Annotated in this window: 25 protein-coding genes; 11 read left to right on the top strand and 14 right to left on the bottom strand. The window is 67.4% G+C overall.

Annotation, left to right across the window (positions count from 1 at the left end):
* Nucleotides 1-18: 18 nt before the first annotated feature.
* From VB734_RS09330 to VB734_RS09360, 7 genes are all read right to left on the bottom strand, one after another.
* A complete protein-coding gene (locus VB734_RS09330) occupies nucleotides 19-213 on the bottom strand; it encodes a hypothetical protein (protein ID WP_323243272.1) in 195 nt (64 codons plus the stop codon).
* A gap of 3 nt (nucleotides 214-216) precedes the next feature.
* Nucleotides 217-1,266 (bottom strand): hypothetical protein, encoded by a 1,050-nt coding sequence (locus VB734_RS09335; RefSeq protein ID WP_323243273.1) that lies wholly within the window; start codon nucleotides 1,264-1,266, stop codon nucleotides 217-219.
* A gap of 12 nt (nucleotides 1,267-1,278) precedes the next feature.
* Nucleotides 1,279-1,956: a hypothetical protein gene (locus VB734_RS09340; RefSeq protein WP_323243274.1), complete on the bottom strand. Its 678-nt coding sequence runs from the start codon at nucleotides 1,954-1,956 to the stop codon at nucleotides 1,279-1,281.
* A gap of 46 nt (nucleotides 1,957-2,002) precedes the next feature.
* On the bottom strand, nucleotides 2,003-2,245 hold the full coding sequence (locus VB734_RS09345; RefSeq protein WP_323243275.1) for a hypothetical protein: 243 nt from the start codon (nucleotides 2,243-2,245) through the stop codon (nucleotides 2,003-2,005).
* An 80-nt stretch (nucleotides 2,246-2,325) separates the two neighbouring features.
* Nucleotides 2,326-3,024, bottom strand: coding sequence for a hypothetical protein (locus VB734_RS09350; protein ID WP_323243276.1), 699 nt, complete (start codon nucleotides 3,022-3,024; stop codon nucleotides 2,326-2,328).
* Between the two features lie 10 nt (nucleotides 3,025-3,034).
* Nucleotides 3,035-3,472: a hypothetical protein gene (locus VB734_RS09355; RefSeq protein ID WP_323243277.1), complete on the bottom strand. Its 438-nt coding sequence runs from the start codon at nucleotides 3,470-3,472 to the stop codon at nucleotides 3,035-3,037.
* A gap of 79 nt (nucleotides 3,473-3,551) precedes the next feature.
* Nucleotides 3,552-4,460 carry a major capsid protein gene (locus tag VB734_RS09360; protein WP_416238050.1) on the bottom strand — a complete coding sequence of 303 codons (909 nt, stop codon included), beginning with the start codon at nucleotides 4,458-4,460 and terminating at the stop codon, nucleotides 3,552-3,554.
* Nucleotides 4,461-4,561: 101 nt separating this feature from the next.
* Between VB734_RS09360 and VB734_RS09365 the strand changes: the two genes are divergently transcribed.
* From VB734_RS09365 to VB734_RS09395, 7 genes are all read left to right on the top strand, one after another.
* Nucleotides 4,562-4,780 (top strand): hypothetical protein, encoded by a 219-nt coding sequence (locus VB734_RS09365; RefSeq protein WP_323243279.1) that lies wholly within the window; start codon nucleotides 4,562-4,564, stop codon nucleotides 4,778-4,780.
* Nucleotides 4,780-5,127: a type II toxin-antitoxin system PemK/MazF family toxin gene (locus VB734_RS09370; protein ID WP_323243280.1), complete on the top strand. Its 348-nt coding sequence runs from the start codon at nucleotides 4,780-4,782 to the stop codon at nucleotides 5,125-5,127. The genes VB734_RS09365 and VB734_RS09370 overlap by 1 nt, the downstream gene beginning before the upstream one ends.
* 262 nt (nucleotides 5,128-5,389) lie before the next feature.
* Nucleotides 5,390-5,590 (top strand): hypothetical protein, encoded by a 201-nt coding sequence (locus VB734_RS09375; protein WP_323243281.1) that lies wholly within the window; start codon nucleotides 5,390-5,392, stop codon nucleotides 5,588-5,590.
* Nucleotides 5,591-5,686: 96 nt separating this feature from the next.
* Nucleotides 5,687-6,430, top strand: a complete 744-nt coding sequence (locus VB734_RS09380) for a L,D-transpeptidase (protein WP_323243282.1) — start codon at nucleotides 5,687-5,689, stop codon at nucleotides 6,428-6,430.
* Nucleotides 6,431-6,499: 69 nt separating this feature from the next.
* Nucleotides 6,500-6,751: a hypothetical protein gene (locus tag VB734_RS09385; protein ID WP_323243283.1), complete on the top strand. Its 252-nt coding sequence runs from the start codon at nucleotides 6,500-6,502 to the stop codon at nucleotides 6,749-6,751.
* Between the two features lie 114 nt (nucleotides 6,752-6,865).
* Nucleotides 6,866-7,201: a hypothetical protein gene (locus VB734_RS09390; RefSeq protein ID WP_323243284.1), complete on the top strand. Its 336-nt coding sequence runs from the start codon at nucleotides 6,866-6,868 to the stop codon at nucleotides 7,199-7,201.
* A gap of 274 nt (nucleotides 7,202-7,475) precedes the next feature.
* Complete coding sequence (locus tag VB734_RS09395; protein ID WP_323243285.1) at nucleotides 7,476-7,694, top strand: hypothetical protein; 219 nt, start codon at nucleotides 7,476-7,478, stop codon at nucleotides 7,692-7,694.
* 41 nt (nucleotides 7,695-7,735) lie between these two features.
* Here the strand turns inward: VB734_RS09395 and VB734_RS09400 are convergent, their stop codons facing one another.
* From VB734_RS09400 to VB734_RS09420, 5 genes are all read right to left on the bottom strand, one after another.
* Entirely contained in the window at nucleotides 7,736-8,011 is a 276-nt protein-coding gene (locus VB734_RS09400) for a hypothetical protein (RefSeq protein ID WP_323243286.1), read from the bottom strand.
* A gap of 21 nt (nucleotides 8,012-8,032) precedes the next feature.
* Entirely contained in the window at nucleotides 8,033-8,926 is an 894-nt protein-coding gene (locus VB734_RS09405) for a hypothetical protein (protein WP_323243287.1), read from the bottom strand.
* 132 nt (nucleotides 8,927-9,058) lie between these two features.
* Nucleotides 9,059-10,228 carry a LysM peptidoglycan-binding domain-containing protein gene (locus tag VB734_RS09410; protein ID WP_323243288.1) on the bottom strand — a complete coding sequence of 390 codons (1,170 nt, stop codon included), beginning with the start codon at nucleotides 10,226-10,228 and terminating at the stop codon, nucleotides 9,059-9,061.
* A 3-nt stretch (nucleotides 10,229-10,231) separates the two neighbouring features.
* Nucleotides 10,232-10,729, bottom strand: coding sequence for a hypothetical protein (locus tag VB734_RS09415; protein WP_322757567.1), 498 nt, complete (start codon nucleotides 10,727-10,729; stop codon nucleotides 10,232-10,234).
* 20 nt (nucleotides 10,730-10,749) lie between these two features.
* A complete protein-coding gene (locus VB734_RS09420; RefSeq protein ID WP_323243289.1) occupies nucleotides 10,750-12,339 on the bottom strand; it encodes a DUF4055 domain-containing protein in 1,590 nt (529 codons plus the stop codon).
* Nucleotides 12,340-12,698: 359 nt separating this feature from the next.
* Here VB734_RS09420 and VB734_RS09425 point away from each other — a divergent pair, with 359 nt between their 5' ends.
* The 3 genes from VB734_RS09425 to VB734_RS09435 are packed head-to-tail and all read left to right on the top strand — an operon-like array spanning nucleotide 12,699 to nucleotide 16,143.
* Nucleotides 12,699-13,787 (top strand): ABC-three component system protein, encoded by a 1,089-nt coding sequence (locus VB734_RS09425; protein ID WP_323243290.1) that lies wholly within the window; start codon nucleotides 12,699-12,701, stop codon nucleotides 13,785-13,787.
* Entirely contained in the window at nucleotides 13,784-14,293 is a 510-nt protein-coding gene (locus tag VB734_RS09430) for an ABC-three component system middle component 2 (protein ID WP_323243291.1), read from the top strand. Before VB734_RS09425 ends, VB734_RS09430 begins: the two co-directional genes overlap by 4 nt.
* Nucleotides 14,290-16,143 (top strand): hypothetical protein, encoded by a 1,854-nt coding sequence (locus VB734_RS09435; RefSeq protein WP_323243292.1) that lies wholly within the window; start codon nucleotides 14,290-14,292, stop codon nucleotides 16,141-16,143. The genes VB734_RS09430 and VB734_RS09435 overlap by 4 nt, the downstream gene beginning before the upstream one ends.
* Nucleotides 16,144-16,260: 117 nt before the next feature.
* Here the strand turns inward: VB734_RS09435 and VB734_RS09440 are convergent, their stop codons facing one another.
* Nucleotides 16,261-16,641, bottom strand: coding sequence for a sigma-70 family RNA polymerase sigma factor (locus VB734_RS09440; RefSeq protein WP_323243293.1), 381 nt, complete (start codon nucleotides 16,639-16,641; stop codon nucleotides 16,261-16,263).
* An 84-nt stretch (nucleotides 16,642-16,725) separates the two neighbouring features.
* Here VB734_RS09440 and VB734_RS09445 point away from each other — a divergent pair, with 84 nt between their 5' ends.
* Nucleotides 16,726-16,920 (top strand): hypothetical protein, encoded by a 195-nt coding sequence (locus tag VB734_RS09445; protein ID WP_323243294.1) that lies wholly within the window; start codon nucleotides 16,726-16,728, stop codon nucleotides 16,918-16,920.
* Nucleotides 16,921-16,958: 38 nt separating this feature from the next.
* Here the strand turns inward: VB734_RS09445 and VB734_RS09450 are convergent, their stop codons facing one another.
* A complete protein-coding gene (locus tag VB734_RS09450) occupies nucleotides 16,959-18,602 on the bottom strand; it encodes a terminase (RefSeq protein WP_323243295.1) in 1,644 nt (547 codons plus the stop codon).
* Nucleotides 18,603-18,604 lie beyond the last annotated feature (2 nt).

Here is an 18,604-nt window from a genome sequence, read left to right on the forward strand (position 1 = left end):
GGCCCCTTGGCTCAGCTCTCAGCTCTGCTGGAACACCAGGGTGGAGAGCGGCCACCAGCCGCTGCCGCCCTCGTCGTACGCCAGCTCCACCAGCGGATCGGTGTCGCTGAATTCGGCCGCCAGGCTGAGCACGGTGGCGCTGGTCTCCGGGCTGATCCGATCGCGCCAACAGCGCACTCCAATCGCCGCAAGGGGTGTCGTGCTGTCAGTCATGGATCAGGGGCTCACCATCACCCGGTTGCCAGCGCCGCTGTTGCTCACCGCCGCGAACTGTCGCCGCTGGGACGACCAGCAGAGCGAGCGCCAGCCCAGATCAGCCGGGGAGCTGCGCACCGTCCAGTTGAGGCCATCGGCGCTGTTCATGATCCGGTTGCCGGTACCGCTGCTGGAGACGGCCACCAGTAGCTCCCGCTCCGGTGCCCAGCAGAGGGAGGTCCAGGCGTTGTCGGCCGCCGAACTGCGGCTGGACCAACTGATTCCATCCGGGGAGGTCATCACCCGGTTCCCCTTGCCGCTGCTGCTCACCGCCACCAGCAGCCCCAGCTCCGCCGCCCAGCAGATCGCCGTCCAACTGTTGGCTGCGGCGGCTGTCCGCAGCGTCCAGTTGCGGCCATCGCTTGAGGTCATCACCCGCTGGGTCCCGCCGGTGCTGCTCACCGCCACGAACAAGCCCAGCTGCGGTGCCCAGCACAGCGATCGCCACTCCTGATCGGCGGCAGCCGGGCCGGCTGTCCAGGTGAGGCCATCGGGGCTGGTCATCACGCGGTTGCCCGTGCCTGAGCTGGCGACGGCCACCAGCAGGCCCAGCTCGGGTGACCAGCAGATTGAGGTCCAGGTGTTGTCGGCCGGTGTCTGGCGCGGGGTCCAGCTGCGGCCATCCGGCGAGGTCATCACCCGCTGGCCGGTGCCGCTGTCGCTGACGGCCACGTACAGGCCCAGCTCGGCGGCCCAGCAGAGCGCCACCCAGTTCTGGTCGGCTACCGCCGGTTGGGTACTCCAGCGGATGCCATCGCTGGAGGTCATCACCCGGTTGCCGCTGCCGCTGCTCGCCACGCAGGCGTACAGGCGCAGTTCCGGCGACCAGCAGATCGCCTGCCAGCTGTTGTCGGCCGCCGAGCGCACAGTCGTCCAGAGCACCCCGCTGATGCCCAGCACGGGTGGCGGGTTCAGCAGCTCCGCCAGCCCCGCTGCCGGTAGCTGGTAGGTGCCGGCCTGGGACCCAGCGGGTCGGGTGATCGCCAGCAGGTCGCCTGGTTGAAGGGTCATCAGCTGCGGCGCTCAGGGCAGGGCCGGCAGGGTGCTCAGGTCCAGGGGCATGTAATCCCCGGCCGGCTGGGCGGTGGCCAGCGCCGCCTGCAGCTGGGCCGCATCCACCACCCGCCCGGGGGTGCCGTCCGCCAGCGCCAACGGGTCGGCCAGCTGCACCACGCCGGCAGCGGCGGTGGTTGCGGGTTCAACGCTCAGCAGCGGCTGGGCGGGATCGCTTTCATCGATGGCCAGCGGAGCGGCCACCTGGATGCGGATCACGCCGGCGCCATCGGGCCCCAGGGCGGCGTTGGCACTCCAGTTGCTGCCGTCAAACAGCAGGAGATCCCCTTGGGCGATCTCCGCTCCGGCGATACCGCTCCAGCTGGCCAGGGCAGGACCGCCGGCACTGGCCAAATACACGTCTCCAACAGCGGCATCGGCCGGGGCCTCCGCGGTGGTGGGGTCGATTGCACCCCGGTAGTGCAGTGCGCCGGGAATAGCGGCGTGAAGGGTGCCATCGGCATCCACGCTGAGGTTGGTGCCGGGTCTGATCGCCCCGATCGCCGCCGCCGTGGCGGGAGTGAGCATGAACGCTTTGACCTCGTCGGCAGTGGCCCGATAAGGCGTGCTGCCGCGCTGCACCAACAGCAGATCGGTGGGCTGGGGCAAAGCGCGGGGGGAAGTGCGGGTTTCGGTGCTGGTGGCCATCGGGATCAACGGTGAAAGGGAAGGGGGATGAAGCCGGCGCCGGCGATCAAGGCGGCAGGGGGCTGAGCAGGCGCAGGTCCAGCGCGAGCACCACCACCCCATCGCCGGCGGCGGCACTCACCAGCGGCGCCAGGGCGTGCACGGCCTTGAGCCCACCGGACGGGGGTGGTTCAGGGGTGCCGCCGTCCTGCAGCTGGGCCTGTCCCAGGAAGATCACCCCCTGCGGCCGACTGCTGCTGCGGCACTGGGCCGTCAGCTCGGCCAGCACGGCCGGATCGGGAGTGGCCATCGGCGCCAGGGCAGTGCTGCTGAGCTGTTGCCAGCCCCCAGCCAGGAATGCGCTGGCCGGGGCAGCGCAGGCTGCAGGGATCAGAGCAGGTCATCCCCCAGCTCCAGCGCCGCGAGATCGGCAGGATCGCTGCTGGCAACACCCGTGCCGTCGCTGGTGGGCGTGCTGTTGCCGTTGGCCTGGGCTTCCAGCGCCATCGCTTGCTCCACCAGTTCGGCCTTGGTCTGGCTGCCATCGAGCTCCACGCCGTAAACGGTGGAGCAGAACTCGACGATCTGGGCCTTGGTCATCGCCTGGAAGTCGGTGGGCTCAGAAGCCAACAGGGCCTCGCCACCATCGGTGGTGGTCTCCAGCGGGTCGTCGGGAGGAGTGGGCTCATCGGGTGTCGGGGCGGGCTCCGTCACTTCTGGTTGCTCGGGCTCGACGTCCAGCGCATCCACCAGCTTTGGCTCCGGCGCGTTGTCCCCGGCATCAACCGGGGCCGAGTCAGCGCCGCCGCTGGTTGGGCTGAGCAGCTGCCAGCCCAGGGCCTGCCAGCCGGCCAGGTGCACCGGCCAGATCAAGCGGGTCACGCCGTCCTTGCCGATCAGCAGCTGGCTGGGCGGCAGCAGCGATGCATCGCCCACACCCGGATCCGGTGTGACGCTAAGCCGCTGCTCAGGGCCCGAGAGGCGAGCAGGGGTGGAGGCGGGGTTGCTGCTGTCGAGGGGTCGCAGCAGCTGCAGCGGCAGGGTCTCAGCCCCAGCCGCCACGTTGAGGGTGTCGATTGGGTTGCCCATGGCAATCACCTCACAGCCCTTGGTTGGCTGTGAGCGCCACGGTCATCCCAGCCGGTGTGGCGGGAGAGACCATCGCACGCGCCAGCCGCAGGCAGGGCGGGGTGATCAGCTCGCTGTCGGCTGGGTTGATCAGCAAGGCAGCACCGCTGATGATCGCCTCCACCTTGCCGCCTGCGGCGGGGATGGCGACGGCCGCGGCGGTGATCCAGCTGCCGGCCGTGCCATCGGCCAGCAGCGGCGCCAGCTCCAGGGTCACCGTCACCGCCTCGCTGTGGCCGGGGTGGGAGGCGACGAGCACAAAGGAGCTGGTGGCATCGAGGTCGGTGCCGAGGTTCACCACATCGCCGCTGCTGCGGGTGTGCTCGTAGCAGTCGGTGGCGGAGTGGTTGATCCAGCCGACGAGCACCGTCTGGGCGTCGAGCAGCCGGGTGGCATGAGAGGTCGTCATGGATGGGTCTCCAGAACAATGAACAGGGGGAAAAGATCTGTTGTGCCGCCAGGGTCTTGCGGAGCTGATCAAACGCCGCTCAGGGCAGCACCAACGGCATGGGGGCGACGTTGTACAGGCGTGCGGCCGCCTTGCGGTTGCACACCGCAAAACCCACGTACCAATCGACCCGCGTGCGGAACACCGGCGCGTCGTGCACCTCCCCGAAGTCCCGCACCGAGATGCCGTAGCGCCCCTCGAACGGACCCTGCAGGCCGCACACCGCCGCATCGCCCATCACGCAGCAGTAGATCGAAGTGGTGTCTCCTGGTTCGTCGTAACCGAGTACGGCGTTGCCCTCGGCGTCCTCCTCCACCAGCAGGATTTCGATCCCCTCGAAGTAGTGGCGGCCGTCGATCACCTCGTAGAGGTCGCCGCCGGCCTGGCGGGAGGCGGTGCTGATCTGACGGCGGGCGGCCTTGCTGGCGATCAGCACCTTGTCGCCGCCGTAGCCGATCACGCTGTCGCTCAATGCCTCAAGCGCCAGCAGGTTGAGGGTGCTGCCGCCGTTGTCGATCGTTTGATCGTCTCCAGGTGCCAGGCGCTTGCTCAGCCCGTTGAAGGCCCGCGGATCAAAGGTGTCGTCGCCATTGATGATCGCGGCCTCAAGTGTGAGGCGCATCGAGCGCACCTTCATCTCGGTCTGGGCAGCACGGGCCTCGGGGCCCTGCAGATCAACGATCGAGCGGTCCACATCCAGGTCACCGCCAAACAGGTGCACAAACTCCGAATCGGAGTTGATCACCCCGTAGCTCTGGCGGTAGCCCTCGTTGACGGCCCGAAAGCCGACGCGGGGGAGTTTCGTCTCGGCCGGGAAGCTCAGCGAGCCGCCCACGAGGTTGCGGAAGGGCAAGCGGCGCAGCAGCTCCCCCTCCGCAAAGGTCTTGAGCACCGCCAGCTGTTCGGCGCGGCGGGCGTATTTCTGCGCCTCGATCAAGGTCAGGCCCAAGGGCACGCTCCAGGGGCCTCGCCCCAGTGACAACAGCAGCTGTTGCCAGGTCGCTTGTGGGCAGGGTGAACCCTGAGGTTCAGGCTGTTTAGCCTGGGGCGATGACCAATCCCCAGCTCACCGAGAACCTGCTTGCGGTGATCCGCAGCCTGCCGGCTGACGATCGCCGCTGGCTGCTCAGGCAGCTGGAGCAGGACAGCAGCGACCTGAGTCACGGGGCCCTGGCTGAGATGGCGATGGTCGGGGGTGCCTTTGACGACCTGGCGGCTGAGCCTGACCTCTACAGCTTCTCGGACGGAGAAGCGATCGGCGCCGGCTGATGCTGAGCCGCTACGACATCGTGCTGGTCGCCTTCCCATTCACGGATGGGCCTGCGGCCAAGCCTCGGCCGGCCTTGGTGATCACCACCAGTGAGCGCCATGGGGATGTGTTGCTGGCCTTCATCAGCTCCAACGTCAGCGTGCCGCCGGGCCGCGATGAGCTCGACATCCCTGCCGATCATCCGGGCTTCTCAGACACCGGCCTGAAGGTGAGCTCGAGGATCCGGCTCAGCCGCATGACAACCCTGGCGATGCCACTGGTGAAACGGCGCATCGGGCTGCTGCCGCTGGCCTTGCAGACGGAATCCCAGCAGGTGCTGCAGCGGGTGATCGGCGGCCAAGGCTGAGCGTTCCCCTGTTGGCCAGTTCGTCGCTGTGACAGCAGTGGGCGGCACCGGTTTCCAATCCCGTGCCCGGTAGCGGCCTGGGCCCCTGCCCCACCAGCTCCTGGTGGATCGGCTACGCGCAGCCCTCCTCATGCTCCGGGCGGCCTCAAGGGCTGACGCGAGTCAGCCGGACTGTTGCGTTGGCTTCGCTGCGCTCCGCATTGCAGAGGGGGCTGCCCCTTGACCCCACCCGGCCTGCTTCGGGGTCTCCGCTACGCCTGCCATGGCTTCTGTATCCCGGATCCGCGCCTTCCAGCCCCTGAGCTCCCGCACCCTGGAGCTGCTCTGGGAAGAGGCATCGGCCCACCGCCCGGCTCCTCTGGAGCGGCTGGAGCAGCTCTGCGCTGATCTGCTCTTTGAGCGCCAGGTGGCCACGCCAGCTTCGGTGCCCGTCTGGTGCCCCGAGAGCGAGCTGCCCTTCTGAGGGGGCGGCCCCGGCTGCGGCTGGGGCGCTCTCTTTGTGCCCGCAGCCGGTGGCCCCAAGTCAGCACTGGCAACAGGGCTCAGCAGCACCACGCCCATGGCCAGCCCCATGACCCCCGAGCGGTTTCAGGATCGCTTTGAAGCCTTTCGCGGTGAACCCCAGCAGGTTTCCGGCGTCTGGACCCTCCATTCCGCGATCGCAGCCCTGCCCGGCAGCGAGGCCGTCCTCGATGAGCAGGCCCCCTGGGCGCTCACCTTCAGCCAGAAACCCGCTGCGCCCCCGACGCCGGCAGTCCCCAGCGGCGGCCTCGATCCGCGCGGCTCAGAGGAAGCCGGGATGGCCGGCCCGGAGTTGGCAGCTCCCGTCCAGCCCGGGGATTCCTACCTGCTGGTCAACGACCGCGACCAGGACATGGAGGCCTACGACCACACCGGGGCCTTCCTCTGGAAGATCCCCTGCCTGGCCCGCGGCCAGGGCGCTGACACCGACTGGAGCCAGAACAGCACTGACACCCCGCCAGGCCTCTACAAACTCGGCCAGCTCTATGCCGACGTCGAGCAGAACCCCAACCCGCCCTGCAGCGACACCGCCATGGCCTATGGCTGGTATTCCTTCGACATGGAGGAGCTGGAGGGCCAGGAGAAGAAGGTGGGCAGGGCCGGGATCATGCTCCACGGTGGCGGCTCGGCCTGCGGCTGGCCTGGGGCCTGGGCAGCGCAGCAGCCCCTGCACCCCACCCTCGGTTGCGTGCGCCTGCACAACGCCGATTTGCGCGACAAGGTGCTGCCCCTCTACCGGCAGGGCACCGTCTATGTGGGGGTCTTCCAGGAAAAAAAGTGACGGCGGGGCTGGTGCTGCCACCGGCTGCGGCCTGATCGCGAGGGAAGAGCAGCGATGGACTCAGGCCCAATGGCCCGGCCGCCTAAGCCGCCGTTCGACCGCGAGCGGTTTGTGTTCAAGATCCTGGCCGTGGTGATCGGCACCCAGCTGCTGATCTATTCGCTGGCTGCTGGGGTCTGCGGCCAGCGGGCGCTGGAGGGCAGGCCGATCGGGCAGATCTGCCCCGGCACGCTGGAGCAGCTGCAGGGCGGCTTTGATTCCACCCTCAAGTTGCTGCTGGCGCTTCTGGGTGGGGCAGCGCTGACGCGGATGGACCGGTAACGCCTGGGAGCGGGAGGAGGGCTTGCTCCGGGCCTCTCCAGTCTGAGGCCCTCCTGGGGTCGGGCCTCCGCTGGGATCGGTCCCGTCGCTGCGCCATACCTGGCGCCGATCGTCATGGCCACGCTCTCTGCAGGCAGCCCCGCTGCCACCTCCCCGTTCTGCAGGCCAGAAGAGGATCCCTTTCTGCTGCTCGAATCCACGCTGCGCTCGGTAGAGGAGATCCTGCTGCGTCGTCGTGGGCTGCCGCTGCGCCGCACCTGGATCGAGCAGCCCTATGGAGAAGAAGAGATCACCCTGCTGGAGGAGGAGGTGATTCCGGCGATCCAGCAGTGTCTGGCACGGGTCGATGAGCTGGATGAGCGGCTCTTGGCCGAGCAGGAGCTGATGCAGCGCTGTGAGCTCGAGCTGCAGCGCCAGCCACTGTCGGTGCAGAAGCTGCAGATAGCCTGAGCGCCATGGATTGGGGGCTGCAGCAGCGGCCCCCTTGCCTGTGCCTTGATCCCAGGGTTGGCAGAGCAGCTCCACTGCTCGGGCGCGGTGGGTGCTCAGCACGGATCTACAGCAGGGCCAGTGGGGCGTGGCTGGCCGGGTGGAGCGAAACCCCGCCGCAGCATGCCCCTGCGGCTTGCGCTGGGCAGGGCTGACGCAAGGCTCGCGGGGCTCGCCCCTGGCCAGCACTGCGCCTGCGGGGCGTCTGGTCGGTGTTCTCCGCTCCATCCCAGCCATGGCCGCTCCCCAAGGCCCCGTCTGCGAAGTCCGCCTGCTTGTGGTTCACCGCTATCAGCCCGGCGTCCAGAAGCTCGGCACTGCCCCCTGTGCGGTCGAGTTCTTTGGCCGCCGCGGCAAGCCCGTCAAGAAGATGCGGCTGATCCCTGCCGAGAAGGCATTCGCCTTTGCCCGCAAGCTGCAGGGCACCCCCGGCTGCACCGTCTCGGTCTGCTGAGCCAGGGGGCTCACGCCCGGCTGCCGGTTGGTGGCCGGGCCTCACAGCCAATGGCGGTAGGCACTCCGCTGCCGCCGGGCCCTGGCTTTGGCGCGAGCATTGCCGAACTGGGGGCTGCTGCCGTCACGGCGACGGCGCACCCAGGTTCCCTTCCTAATCAGACCGGCGTCCTGGGGATTGGCGCGGCGGGCGGCCACGATCACCCCATAGCCCTTCTTGTGTCGGTGCTGGGCGAGGGAGCGAGCCTGGCTGGCGCTGGCGGCCGGCACCACAGTGGCGGTGGAGCGGTTGCGCCAGAACACCAGATACCAGGCCATTTCGCTCTCTCGGCAAGCTGATCAGCGCCGCGGTGCAGCAGCCCTGGGGGTGGTGCCCTTCACCGCCTCCAGATACAGCTCGGCCGTACTCAGGGTCTGCAGATTCACCGCTCCCCCGTGCTCATGGCCCGTTTCAGGCACAGCAGCCGAATAGAGGCCGCTGCGCTGCTGGAACAGGAAGCTGTACACCGGGTGGCGGCGCAGCTCCTCCATGTAGTCGCCATCGCTCAGCGCGACACCGTCAGCGGTGAGGGGCTGGCCCTTGCCGTCCACCGGCAGCAGCCGCTCGCGGCCGTCCACCTCCCCCAGCTGGAAGTGGCCGCCGCACAGCGTCACGAAGGTGTCAAAGAAGGTGCCCCGCTCGTCGCCACCCACGCGGCCTTCTGCTTCTGAGAAGAGGCGTTCCATCAAGCGCTCCTTGCGCAGGTTCTGCACCTGACAGCGGGCCTCGTCCCGTTCTTTTTCAACGCTGCGCACGCGGCGCAGGTTGGCCTCGTTGAGCTGGCGTTCGCGCTCGCCCACCTGGCGCTCGAACTCCTCGCGCTTGCGCTCGGCGTCCTGCAGGCGGGCGTACTCGTCCGGGTTGATCTCCGAGAAACGCGACAGCTGGGCGCGGGCCTTGCGCAGTTCTTTCTCGAGCTGGTTGCTGCGGCGCCGTTCGGCCCGGAGGGGATCAGCACTGCTGGGAGCAGCGGCAGGGGGGTCGTCGTTGTCGCCGCTGCCGCTGGCACCAGGGTCCTGGGGCAGGGAGAGGTCGAGGGGGTCGTCGCCGTCGGCAGCATCCAGACCCGCGTCACCGGCGCCGTCGCTGTCGAGCAGGTCGGCGTCGGTGGCAGGTGGGGCTGAGCTAGCAGGGCCTTGGTTGGGCTGCTGCTGGTGCTGGCGGTAGGTCTGCCACAGAGCAGCAGAGGCCATGGGACCTGGAGCAGCGCCACTGTTGGCGCCGCTGGAATCAGAGGAGAAGAAGGAGGAGGGCATCACCCATCACGGCTGTGGTGCTGCGGGCGCCCCGTCCGGGCTGCGCTCGCTCTCCCTGTTGCCAGCTCCTCAAAAGCCCTGCTCAGGCAGCTCATCCAGCACGGGAGCAGAGCGCCGGGCCGGCAGGTAGGTCCACTCCCCCGCCGGTAGCGGCGTGGAGGGCAGATAACCAGGCACCAGCAACTGCATCCCCGCCGGGATGGAAGTGGTGGAGCGGTAGACGGGCAGGAGCAGGGTGGTGCCAGCCGGCAGCGGTTCCTCGCTGGGCCAGCTGCTCAGCTCCGGGTTGAACTGGCGCAGCAGAGAGAGGCTGAGGTTCTGCTCGGCCGCCACGCTGCTGAGCGTGTCGCCTTCGACGCTGATGTAGGTCTCGCTCTGCTGCAGCACCGGGTTGAGGCTGCGCAGCTTGGTTTCGGTAGTGCCATGGCGGCCAGCCAGCACGGCCAGCGAATCCCCATCAATGGAGGTGATGGTCTGGGTGCTTTCCAGCTGGGGGTTGATCCGCCGCAGCGTGGCCACGGTGGTGCCGTAGCGCTCGGCGATCAGGTTCAGGGTGTCGCCATCCCTGAGCACCAAGACGCTGTGCGGCCTGAGTACCAGCTGGATCGCTTCCCCCAGCAGCGGCTGCAGCAGCAGCCCGATACCGCCGGGGCCGTAATCCGCCCCGAAGTGCATCACCTGGCAGCCGGCGAACTGGGCCCGCCCGCCACTGGGCAGCCCGCCCTCCGGTTGCAGCAGTGCCAGGTCCCCGAGCCACATCACCCCCTGGCAGGGGGCCTGCACCGTGCCCAGCAGCGTTGGGTCCCAGGGCAGCGGCGCCTCGTCGCGGAAGCCTGGTGTGGCCCAATTCAGCTCGGCCGCCAGCCAGTCGAAGGTGTTGCTGGTGCTCACCGGCAGGATCGCCGCCCGGCAGAGGTAGCCGCGCAGCAGCACGTCGCCTGGGTCGGTGAGAGCGGTGTCGTTGTAGCCGCTGACGATGCCGCTCTGCTCCAAGAAGCAGTCGATCACATGCCGGCGGATGGGAACCGGATTGCGGCTCTCGGGCCGGTCCACCTCAAACAGGCAGAGGCGGGCATTGGCGTAGGGCTGCAGCGCCAGCCACAGGGGCACAGCAGTGGACTGACCCACCCGGCTGTCGATCGCTGGGGCGGGTGCAGGCAGGGAGACCAACTGGCCCCACAGCGGCGCACCTCGCAGAGGATTGAGGCCCTGGTTCAGGGGCGAGAGGGGCTGCTCCATCGCTCAGCCCCGCACCAGGGATCCCCGGAAGGGATCTGGGTTGCACAGGCGCCAGTTCTGCAGCCGCGGCAGCAGCAGCGCCAGCTGGCCGATGTGCTGGCTGCGCTGCCGGTTCAGCACCATCGCCGGGGACGGCCCCGCAGGGTTCCACTCACTCTCGGTTTCCTCCAGCAGTAGCTCGGTGGCGTACTCGACCACTGCCAACTTGCTCAGCGGCAGGGGGTTGGGCACAACGCCACCGGCAACACCCTTGCGCTTGGTGCGCACCGGTCTGTTCACCTGTGCCGGGGTCAGCGCCGCCAGCTGCTGATCCAGGAGGGCGATGGCATCGAGGTGGCCCTGAGCCGTGCAAACCCCCGTGGGGTAATGGGCCTGCAGCAGGGCCATCTCCCGGTTCAGGGCCGCAAGGGCAGCACTGGTGACGGGGATGGAGAGGGCGACGCGTAGAGCCTCAGCATCACCGGGGAGCCAGGTGCAGGTGGGCGGGGAGGTCTGGGTCATGCCCTCCGTTGCCAGCCAGCTCAGCTGCCGCTGCCCCCATTGATCTCGCCCAGCCCCAGCTGCTGGCGCAGCTCCACGCCGTCAATCACTCCCCGCTCATGCAGCACCAGCCACTCCTGCACCGACGGCTGGGGTTTGCGCGGCGGCTGGGGCGGCACCAGCGGGCAGATCTCCACGCTGCAGGCCGGCGTCTCGGAGAGCTTTTCGCCGGTGAGGCGGGTCCACTGGCGCAGCAGGGTGCTGAGCATCGATGCCTTCTGGCCTGCCAGCGATTGCAGCACCGCAAAGCTCTGGCCGGCGGTGAGCGATACCTCCAGCTCGGTGCGGGCTGGACCGTGGCCGCCGGCGGGGATCAGGGCGTCGCGGCGCATCGCTTCTTCCAGCTGCTGCAGGTAGGCCCGGTGCTCCGCCAGGGAGCGCGCTTCTATTTCGACCCATTGGAACTTGGCGCCCTCGGGCAGGTCCATGAAGGAGGAGGTGGAGAGCACCAAGCGTTGCGGGCGCTGTCCTTCTGCGCCGCCTGTAGCCGAACCCGAGCCCAGAGCGCCATCACTGCGCCGGAAGCCGTACGCATCCACCAGGCCCGTGCGCACACCCACCGGCAGGGCGGTGCGTGACAAAAGATCCTCGTATTCGCTGCGGCAGCGGTAGTGGTTCAGGTAGTGGTGGGCCAGGCCCAAGTGGGGCAAATCACCCTCGCCAAAGGCGGTGCCATCCACCGAGTACCAGAGGGCTGGTAGGTCAAAACGCTGGGGCATCCGTTCCGGCTCCCCCACCGGCACCACGTCGTAGCCATCGACGGCGCCGGGGTTGGGGTTCGCCTGCAAGCTAAGCAGCACCAGGCCGTCGTCCGTCACCGAGAGGCTGCGGTACAGCCAGGCCTGTGGATCGGGCACCAGGCCGCCATGGGCGTCGATCACCATCGTTGGCACCGCCGCATTGCCGCTGGCAAAACGTGGCGGCAAGGCCTGCCGGCGCGGCTCCCGCCAGACGATCTCCACCGGTCCCGACGCTGGGGCGCCTGTGGCGCCATCGGTGGGCAGGCGCCAGTTGAGCAGGTCGCCACGGGGCACCAGTTGTAACCGCGGTAGGGAGAGCCGGTCGCCCTTGGCGAGGGCTTCCAGCCGGTCGCCTTCTGAGGGCCAGCGGTGCTGGGGCGGCAGCTGCAGGATCAGGCAGCCGCCATCCCTCAGGGTGAGCAGGTCGGCCAGGAACAGGAACACCCCCAGGTCGGTGCCCTGGCCATCCACATCGGTGGCCACATGGATCAGGGAGTCGGGCAGCTCCTGCCAGGCCAAGCGCGACAGCATCCCCGCGTAGGTACGCAGAGCATCGCGGTAGAAGCCGGTGGGGCGAGCCGCCTCCAGACGCTTGAGGTAACAGGTCTCGGGCTCCTCAATGCCGCGGGGCAGATACACCGGCCGGCGGCTGGTGCCGTCAGGCAGCTCCAGCAGGGTCCAGCAGTCGTAGACCAGCTGCAGACGGTCCCTCAGACCAGAGAGGGTGGGGTGTTCCAGCCAGGGGGGCTGGGCAGGGGGCTGGGGCTGCGTCTCTGGTGGGGAGGAGGAGCCGCTGGGGGTGGTTGTCCTGCGGCGGCGGGTGGTGAGCACTGGCTGCTGCTTGTGGTCACAGCTCTTGCCAGTGGCAGCAATGGACGGCAGGAAGGGCTATGCAGGATCTGCATGGCTTTGGCCAGAGCATCAGGGCAAACAGGTTGACAAGACAGCGGGGCTTGGGTTCCTATGTGGGCTCGTTGAAAACCAGGCGCGCAGAGCTCCCTGCCCAGGATTCATTGCCTTGCAGCGGTTCTAGACTTCAGAATGAGTTTTGGCTCTTGTGCTCACTGCCAGGTGCCCGGCTATCTCCTAGCGGGGCCCGCCCACCTAGCGTTAGATGCCCCCGAGCCCAGCGGACTGACTGAGAAGGATGCCTGTGAGGAGTCCCAGGTCCCTCGTAGTTGGTTGAGTGCATGAGCAAGGTTCCGCCGCCCGTTCAGATCCCTCAGCCTCCGGCGCCGTCGTCCGGTCTGGCTGCTGACGCTGTGGCGTCGGGGCTTCCGGTACATCCCGTGGACCGCGTGAGGCTCTTCAGCCCTGACCAGTGGGAGCACTTCGTTCAGGAGTGGGTCGACTCGCTGCGCGACGAGTACGAACTTGTCGAGCGGTGCGGCGGGGCAGGCGACATGGGACGCGACGTCATCGCCACCGTGAATGGCGGCAACGGCGCATGGGACAACTACCAGTGCAAGCACTACCAGAAGGTGCTCGCGCCCGGCGACATTTGGGTCGAGCTAGGCAAGCTCGCGTACTACACACTGAAGGGCGAATACTCGTACCCTCGGAACTACTTCTTCGTCGCGCCGCAGGGTGTGGGCCCGAAGCTCTCGAACCTCTTGAAGAAGCCTCACGTGCTCCGTGACGGACTTCTCACGAACTGGGACAAAGCGTGTCGGACGGAGATCACCAAGACCGAGGTCGTTGACTGCGACGCTGCGATGAAGGAGCACATCGCAAACCTCGATTTCTCGATCTTCAAGACCAAGCCGCTCCTCCACATCATCGAGGCGCACGCCAAGACCCGCTGGTACGTGGCGCGCTTCGGAGGTGGGCTGCCGCCGCGCCCTGAGCCAACGCCGCCGCCAGGCGTGCCGACTGACAACGAAGCGGTCTTCGTCGGTGAGCTTCGCCGTGCGTATGCGGATCACCTTAAGCAGGACCTGAAGGATCTCGATGCGGGGCTCGCGTCCCGCGACGACCTCCGCGAGCACTTCCACGACGCGCGCGTTGAGTTCTACAGCGCCGAGGGGTTGAGGACCTTCTCGCGCGACACGCTGCCTCAGGGCGAGTTCGAGAAGCTGCAGGACGAGGTCCATTCCGGCATCAAGGACGAAGTGCGTGGTAGCCAAGCCGACGGCTATCAGTGTGTCCTCGCGGTGGTGAAGACGGCCCGCACGCTGCAGCTCACGAGCAACCCTCTCACCACGCGCATCCATACCCGTGACCGTGGAGGCATCTGCCACCAGATCGCCAACGACGGAAAGGTCCGGTGGGTCAAATGACATCCGAGACGCCCACACACGTCGTCTCGCCTTTTAACGGGCCCGTGGAGATCGGCCTGCGTTCTCTCTGCGTGCTGACCACGGCATTCCCCTCTGCGTACGCGCTGCAGCGGCTCGTGGTTTTCGACTACTTCCTCGTCCACTCCGACGACATCGAGGGTGGCCCCGAGGGGCTGCATCCGAGAACTCCCCATCGCGGCGGAGAGATCCTCGTTCGTCGCGGCGTGATTCAAGATGGGATCGCGCTCTACGAGAGCCGTGGGCTCATCGAGCGCGTCTACAAGGGCGGCGGCATCTTCTTCGCCGCAACCGAAAAGTCCGCTGACTTCCTCGACACGCTCAGCACCGAGTACCTCGCGGGCCTGCGTGATCGCGCTGACTGGGTGGTCGACAGCTTCGGCGCCCTCGACGACACAGAGCTCGATTTGATGGTCCGCGAGCGCATCGGCACGTGGGGCGCCGAGTTCTCGATGGAGTCCGTTCTCTGGACCGAGGAGGCGTCATGAAGTTCGGCTTCGCCTTTCGGCGTCTCGCGCTCATCGGACCCGGGAAAGTGCCGGCCGAGGTCACGTTCATGCGCGGACTGAACGTCATCGGGGGCCCCTCCGATTCGGGCAAGAGCTTCATCGCTCAGTGCATTGACTACGCGCTCGGCGGTGGCGCCGCGCCGAAGGATATCCCCGAAGCGGAGGGGTACAGCTCCGTCGTCATCGACATCGAGGCCAACAGCGACGGGCGCGTCTACTCGCTTGAGCGGAGCCTCCGGGGCGGTGAGGTGCTCTGCAAAACCGACGGGCGGCCCGACCGTGTGCTCGCAGCGAAGCACCAAGGGGGGAAGGAGTACACCGTCTCGCAGTTCCTCCTCGACCTGTCGGGACTGGGCTCAAAGAAGGTCCGCACCAATGAACAGGGCAAGACGAGGCCGCTCAGCTTTCGCGACATCGCCCGGCTAGTCATCATCGACGAGGAGACGGTCATCAAGGAGGACTCGCCGGTTCTCAGTGGGCAGTTCACGTCGAAGACCGTCGAGAGCGGCGTGTTTCGCCTCCTGCTCACGGGCACCGACGACTCCTCGATCATCGCGAAGGAAGATTCAAAGGTCGCGAAGGGGCGTCAGGCTGGCAAGGTCGAACTGCTCGAAGGCCTGCTGAAGGCGACGCGGGAACGTCTCGCTGAGCTTGGCGAGGCGGTGAGCTCTCTCGCCGAGGAGCACGACCGACTGACCCGAATCGAAGCTTTGATTCAAACGGCTCTCGCCGAGCGCAACGCCGCGCAGGCGAGCGTGGTGCCCCTGCAAACGAAGCGCAGCACGGCGTGGAAGGCGCTGAAGGCGGTCCAGTCGAAGCTCGCGGTTCTGTCTGAGCTGCAGATGCGGTTCGACTTGCTGGGGCAGCAGTACGAGTCCGACTTGCGACGGCTGGAGGCGATCGCCGAGGCCGGGGTTCGGCTCGACCAGCTCAAGGAGGAGCGGTGCCCGATTTGTGGCGCGCTCGCCGAACACCAGCATCACGAACATCCGAAGGCGATCCCGACACCGGCGGACGTCTCACAAGCGTGCAAAGCCGAGGCGGCCAAGACCTCGAAGCTGCTCCAGGACCTTCAGACCACGCGAGCCGCCAACGCCTCCGAAATCGAGCAGCTCCAAGGTACCCGCGACACTCGCCAAGCCGAACTCGATGCGATCTCGTCGGAGCTAAATGAACTGATGGAGCAGCTAGTCGACGTCGCCTCCAAGAAGGTCGACGAGCTGCGTGTGCGCGCGGAATATTGCCGCAAGGCGATCGAGCACCTCGAGCGAATTCAGGAACTCGAAGAGCTGCTCCAGGAGGCGAACAGGCCGAAGAAGAAGCAGAAGATGGCCGTCGCTGGAGGAGTTGTTAGCACCGCGCAGGCCGATCCGTTCAGTCGTGAGGTCGAAGCGCTTCTGAAGGCGTGGCACTTCCCCGACCTCGATCGCGTCTCGTTCAGCGAGAACGACCAGGACGTGGTGATCTCGGGCCGAGCGCGGAAGAGCCATGGCAAGGGGGTACGGGCCATCACTCGGGCGGCGTTCAACCTCGCGCTCCTCCGGCTTTGCATCGAAGGCGAGCGTCCCTTCCCTAACTTCGTCCTGATCGACTCGCCGCTGCTCGTCTACGAAGAGCCAGACGCTGGGGAGTCGACGTTTCCGCAGGACATCAAGAAGCACTTCTGGGAGAGCGTGAAGGCATCCTTCACCGACGCGCAGGTCATCATCATCGAAAACAGAAACCAAGTTCCGGATGACGGGCCACTCAGCAACGTGAACGTCATACGATTTACGGGGAATGATCAAGGGCGGCGCGGATTCATCCCGGAGGCACGAGGTGACAAATGAACTAGCGGACCGTGCAGAAATAAACGATGTGGCTTATCCCGGCGTTGAAAATATCGCGGTAGCATCTAACAAAAGCACTAGCGGTCGGCGCTGCGCGCTGCCGCTGATGCTGAGCGTTCACTCAACAGGAAAAGCAACCACCCTTACTGAGCAAGCATCGACAATCTGAATCCACTGTGCGCGGCTCATTCCTATTCGCTTCAGCATCTCGTCCACGCCAACTCCTGTGGTCAGCAATCGCTGCCCACGCGCGTGAAGCTCCCGCCACGTCGGCGGCACTTTTAGCAGGAAGCCGTTGTCCCGCAGGAAGTGGGTGATCTCTCCGTTGGCGTAGGTGCGCCCGTAGGGCCGGAATGGGCCTCGTGAGGGGTCGTAGCGGCGCGCCGCTTTGATCAGCCCAATCATCGCCAGCTGCAGCAGGTCCTCCTTGGGATGGATTGTCCGCCGAGCGAAGTTGCCGGCGATCTTCTCGGCTAGGTCCATGTGTTCCAGGGCCAAGGCATCGGCAGCGGCATGGGGCCGCACCGGACGCTGCCGCCGGGGCCTGCAGCGCTGAGGCCACTTACCCTGAGCACTGGGTGAATGACGCGCTGGCGCCTGGAGATTGATCTCCAGCTGCTGCGCTCGGGCATGGCACGCGGGCTGACGGTAGCGCCGTTGGCGCAGCATCCGCTCCGCCCCGGCGGCATCGCCGATGAGTACCACCGTGATCGGCAGCACCAGCTGCACCACGACCGGCGCCAGCACGGCAGCCCCTGGACTCGCCACAAGGGATGACCTGAGATGTTCCCGCACCGCGGACACCATCGACTCGCTCACCGACTCACCAGCAGCGGCGTCACCACCGGCTGGATGCCCTGGGCCTTCCAATAGCGGCCCTCCAGCCAGAGGGCGCCGTGGCAGAAGGCATCCACCAGGTCCTTGCTGCCCTTGGGGAAGCGAATCGCTTCCTCCACCAGCGGCTGGGCGCGGGGGTGAAAGCGGATCTGCCCGGCCTCCACCAGGGGGGCGACGGCATGGGCGCGGGTTTCCTTGCTGCCTCTCGCAGTGATCGGCAGCATCCCCGGCACCCGCCGCCGCAGGGACTGCAGCACCGCCGGCCCGTTGGCGGCGTCCTCGATCAGCACGGCATTGGGGCGCAGCCCCTGCTGCTCAAGCGCCTCCAGACAGCCCAGCAGGAAACGGATCACCTCCGGCAGGCCAAAGCGGTGCCGAGCGGCCCAAAGCACCTCGATCTCCAGTGCCGCCGTGGTCATTTGCCCCTGAGGTTCACCCGATCGGGGGATGGCATTCCGGGCCGGTGGTGCCAGCAGGCCGCTCAGGCAGAAGCCGCAGTAGTCGCTCTCCGCCTCTCCCTTGAAGCTGAGGTCACAGGAGAGCGCCAGCAGGGCGTACTGGCGCTGGCTGCCGCCTTCTCGGGGGAAGGGCGGCCGGATCCACTGCCTCAGGAAGATGGACCCAGACGCCGGGCTGGGCCGCTGCTGATAGAGCGCCGCCCACCAGTAGGCGCCTAGGCGGGCCCTGATCTTGAGCAGTTCTGGCAGGGGGAACCGCTCCGGACACAGAGCTTCTCCCGCCGGCCGCCAGTCGGGGATCAACGTGCAGGTGGGCGGCAGCTTGGGCCGTTCTGCCGGGTCTTCGGCGATGGCCGGCAGATCGAGCACGGTCCACTGCTGGGGCGCTTCCCCCAGCTCCTGCTCGTACAGCCAGCCGATCACGTCCTGGTGGTCCCAGCGGGTCAGCACCACCACCTGGGCCGAGAGGTTCGGCTGAGTGCTGCCGTCCGGCCCGAGCACTGAGGCCGGTTCGGCGCGGGTGAGCCACACCGAGCGCAGCCAGTCGATCAGCTTCTGCCGCAGCGCCGGGCTGGCGGCATCGCCAGGGCCCTTGTAGGGGTCGTCGATGATCCCCAGGCTGTAGCCCTTGCCCGTGAACGGGCCATCCACACCAGCAGCGATGCAGCCACCGCGCTGGCGGGTGAGCCAGTTGCCCACGGCCGCCGAATCGCGGGCCAGCAGGTGGCCGGTCACTCGATAGAAGTGACGGGCTTCTCGGGAGTGGGCATAGGCCAGCTCCGCCGAGTACGACGCAATCGCCGCGAAGAGATGCGGGTAGCGCTGCAGGAAGTAGGCCGGGAACAGCTTCGAGACCAGCAACGACTTCCCCAGCCGGGGCGGACAGGTGACGATCAGCCGGCCAAGGTGGCCATCCGCCACCTGCTGGAGCAGGTCGATCAGCACCTCAGCCCAGCGGTGGAAGCCGTAGCGGGGGTAGGCCTCAGCGATGAAGCTGCGCAGGCTCTGGGGTTCCGATGGCTCGGCAGCAGTGGCCGTTGGGAGGTGGAGGAGGCCGGCATCGCCCCAGGGGTCGAGCTCGCTCAGCAGCAGGCCGCCTTCAGCAGGGGCCTGTGGCGTGAGCACCGGTGTTGGTATCGCAGTGGCGGCGGTGCTCGCCGTCATGC

Source organism: Synechococcus sp. BA-124 BA4 (assembly GCF_034931165.1).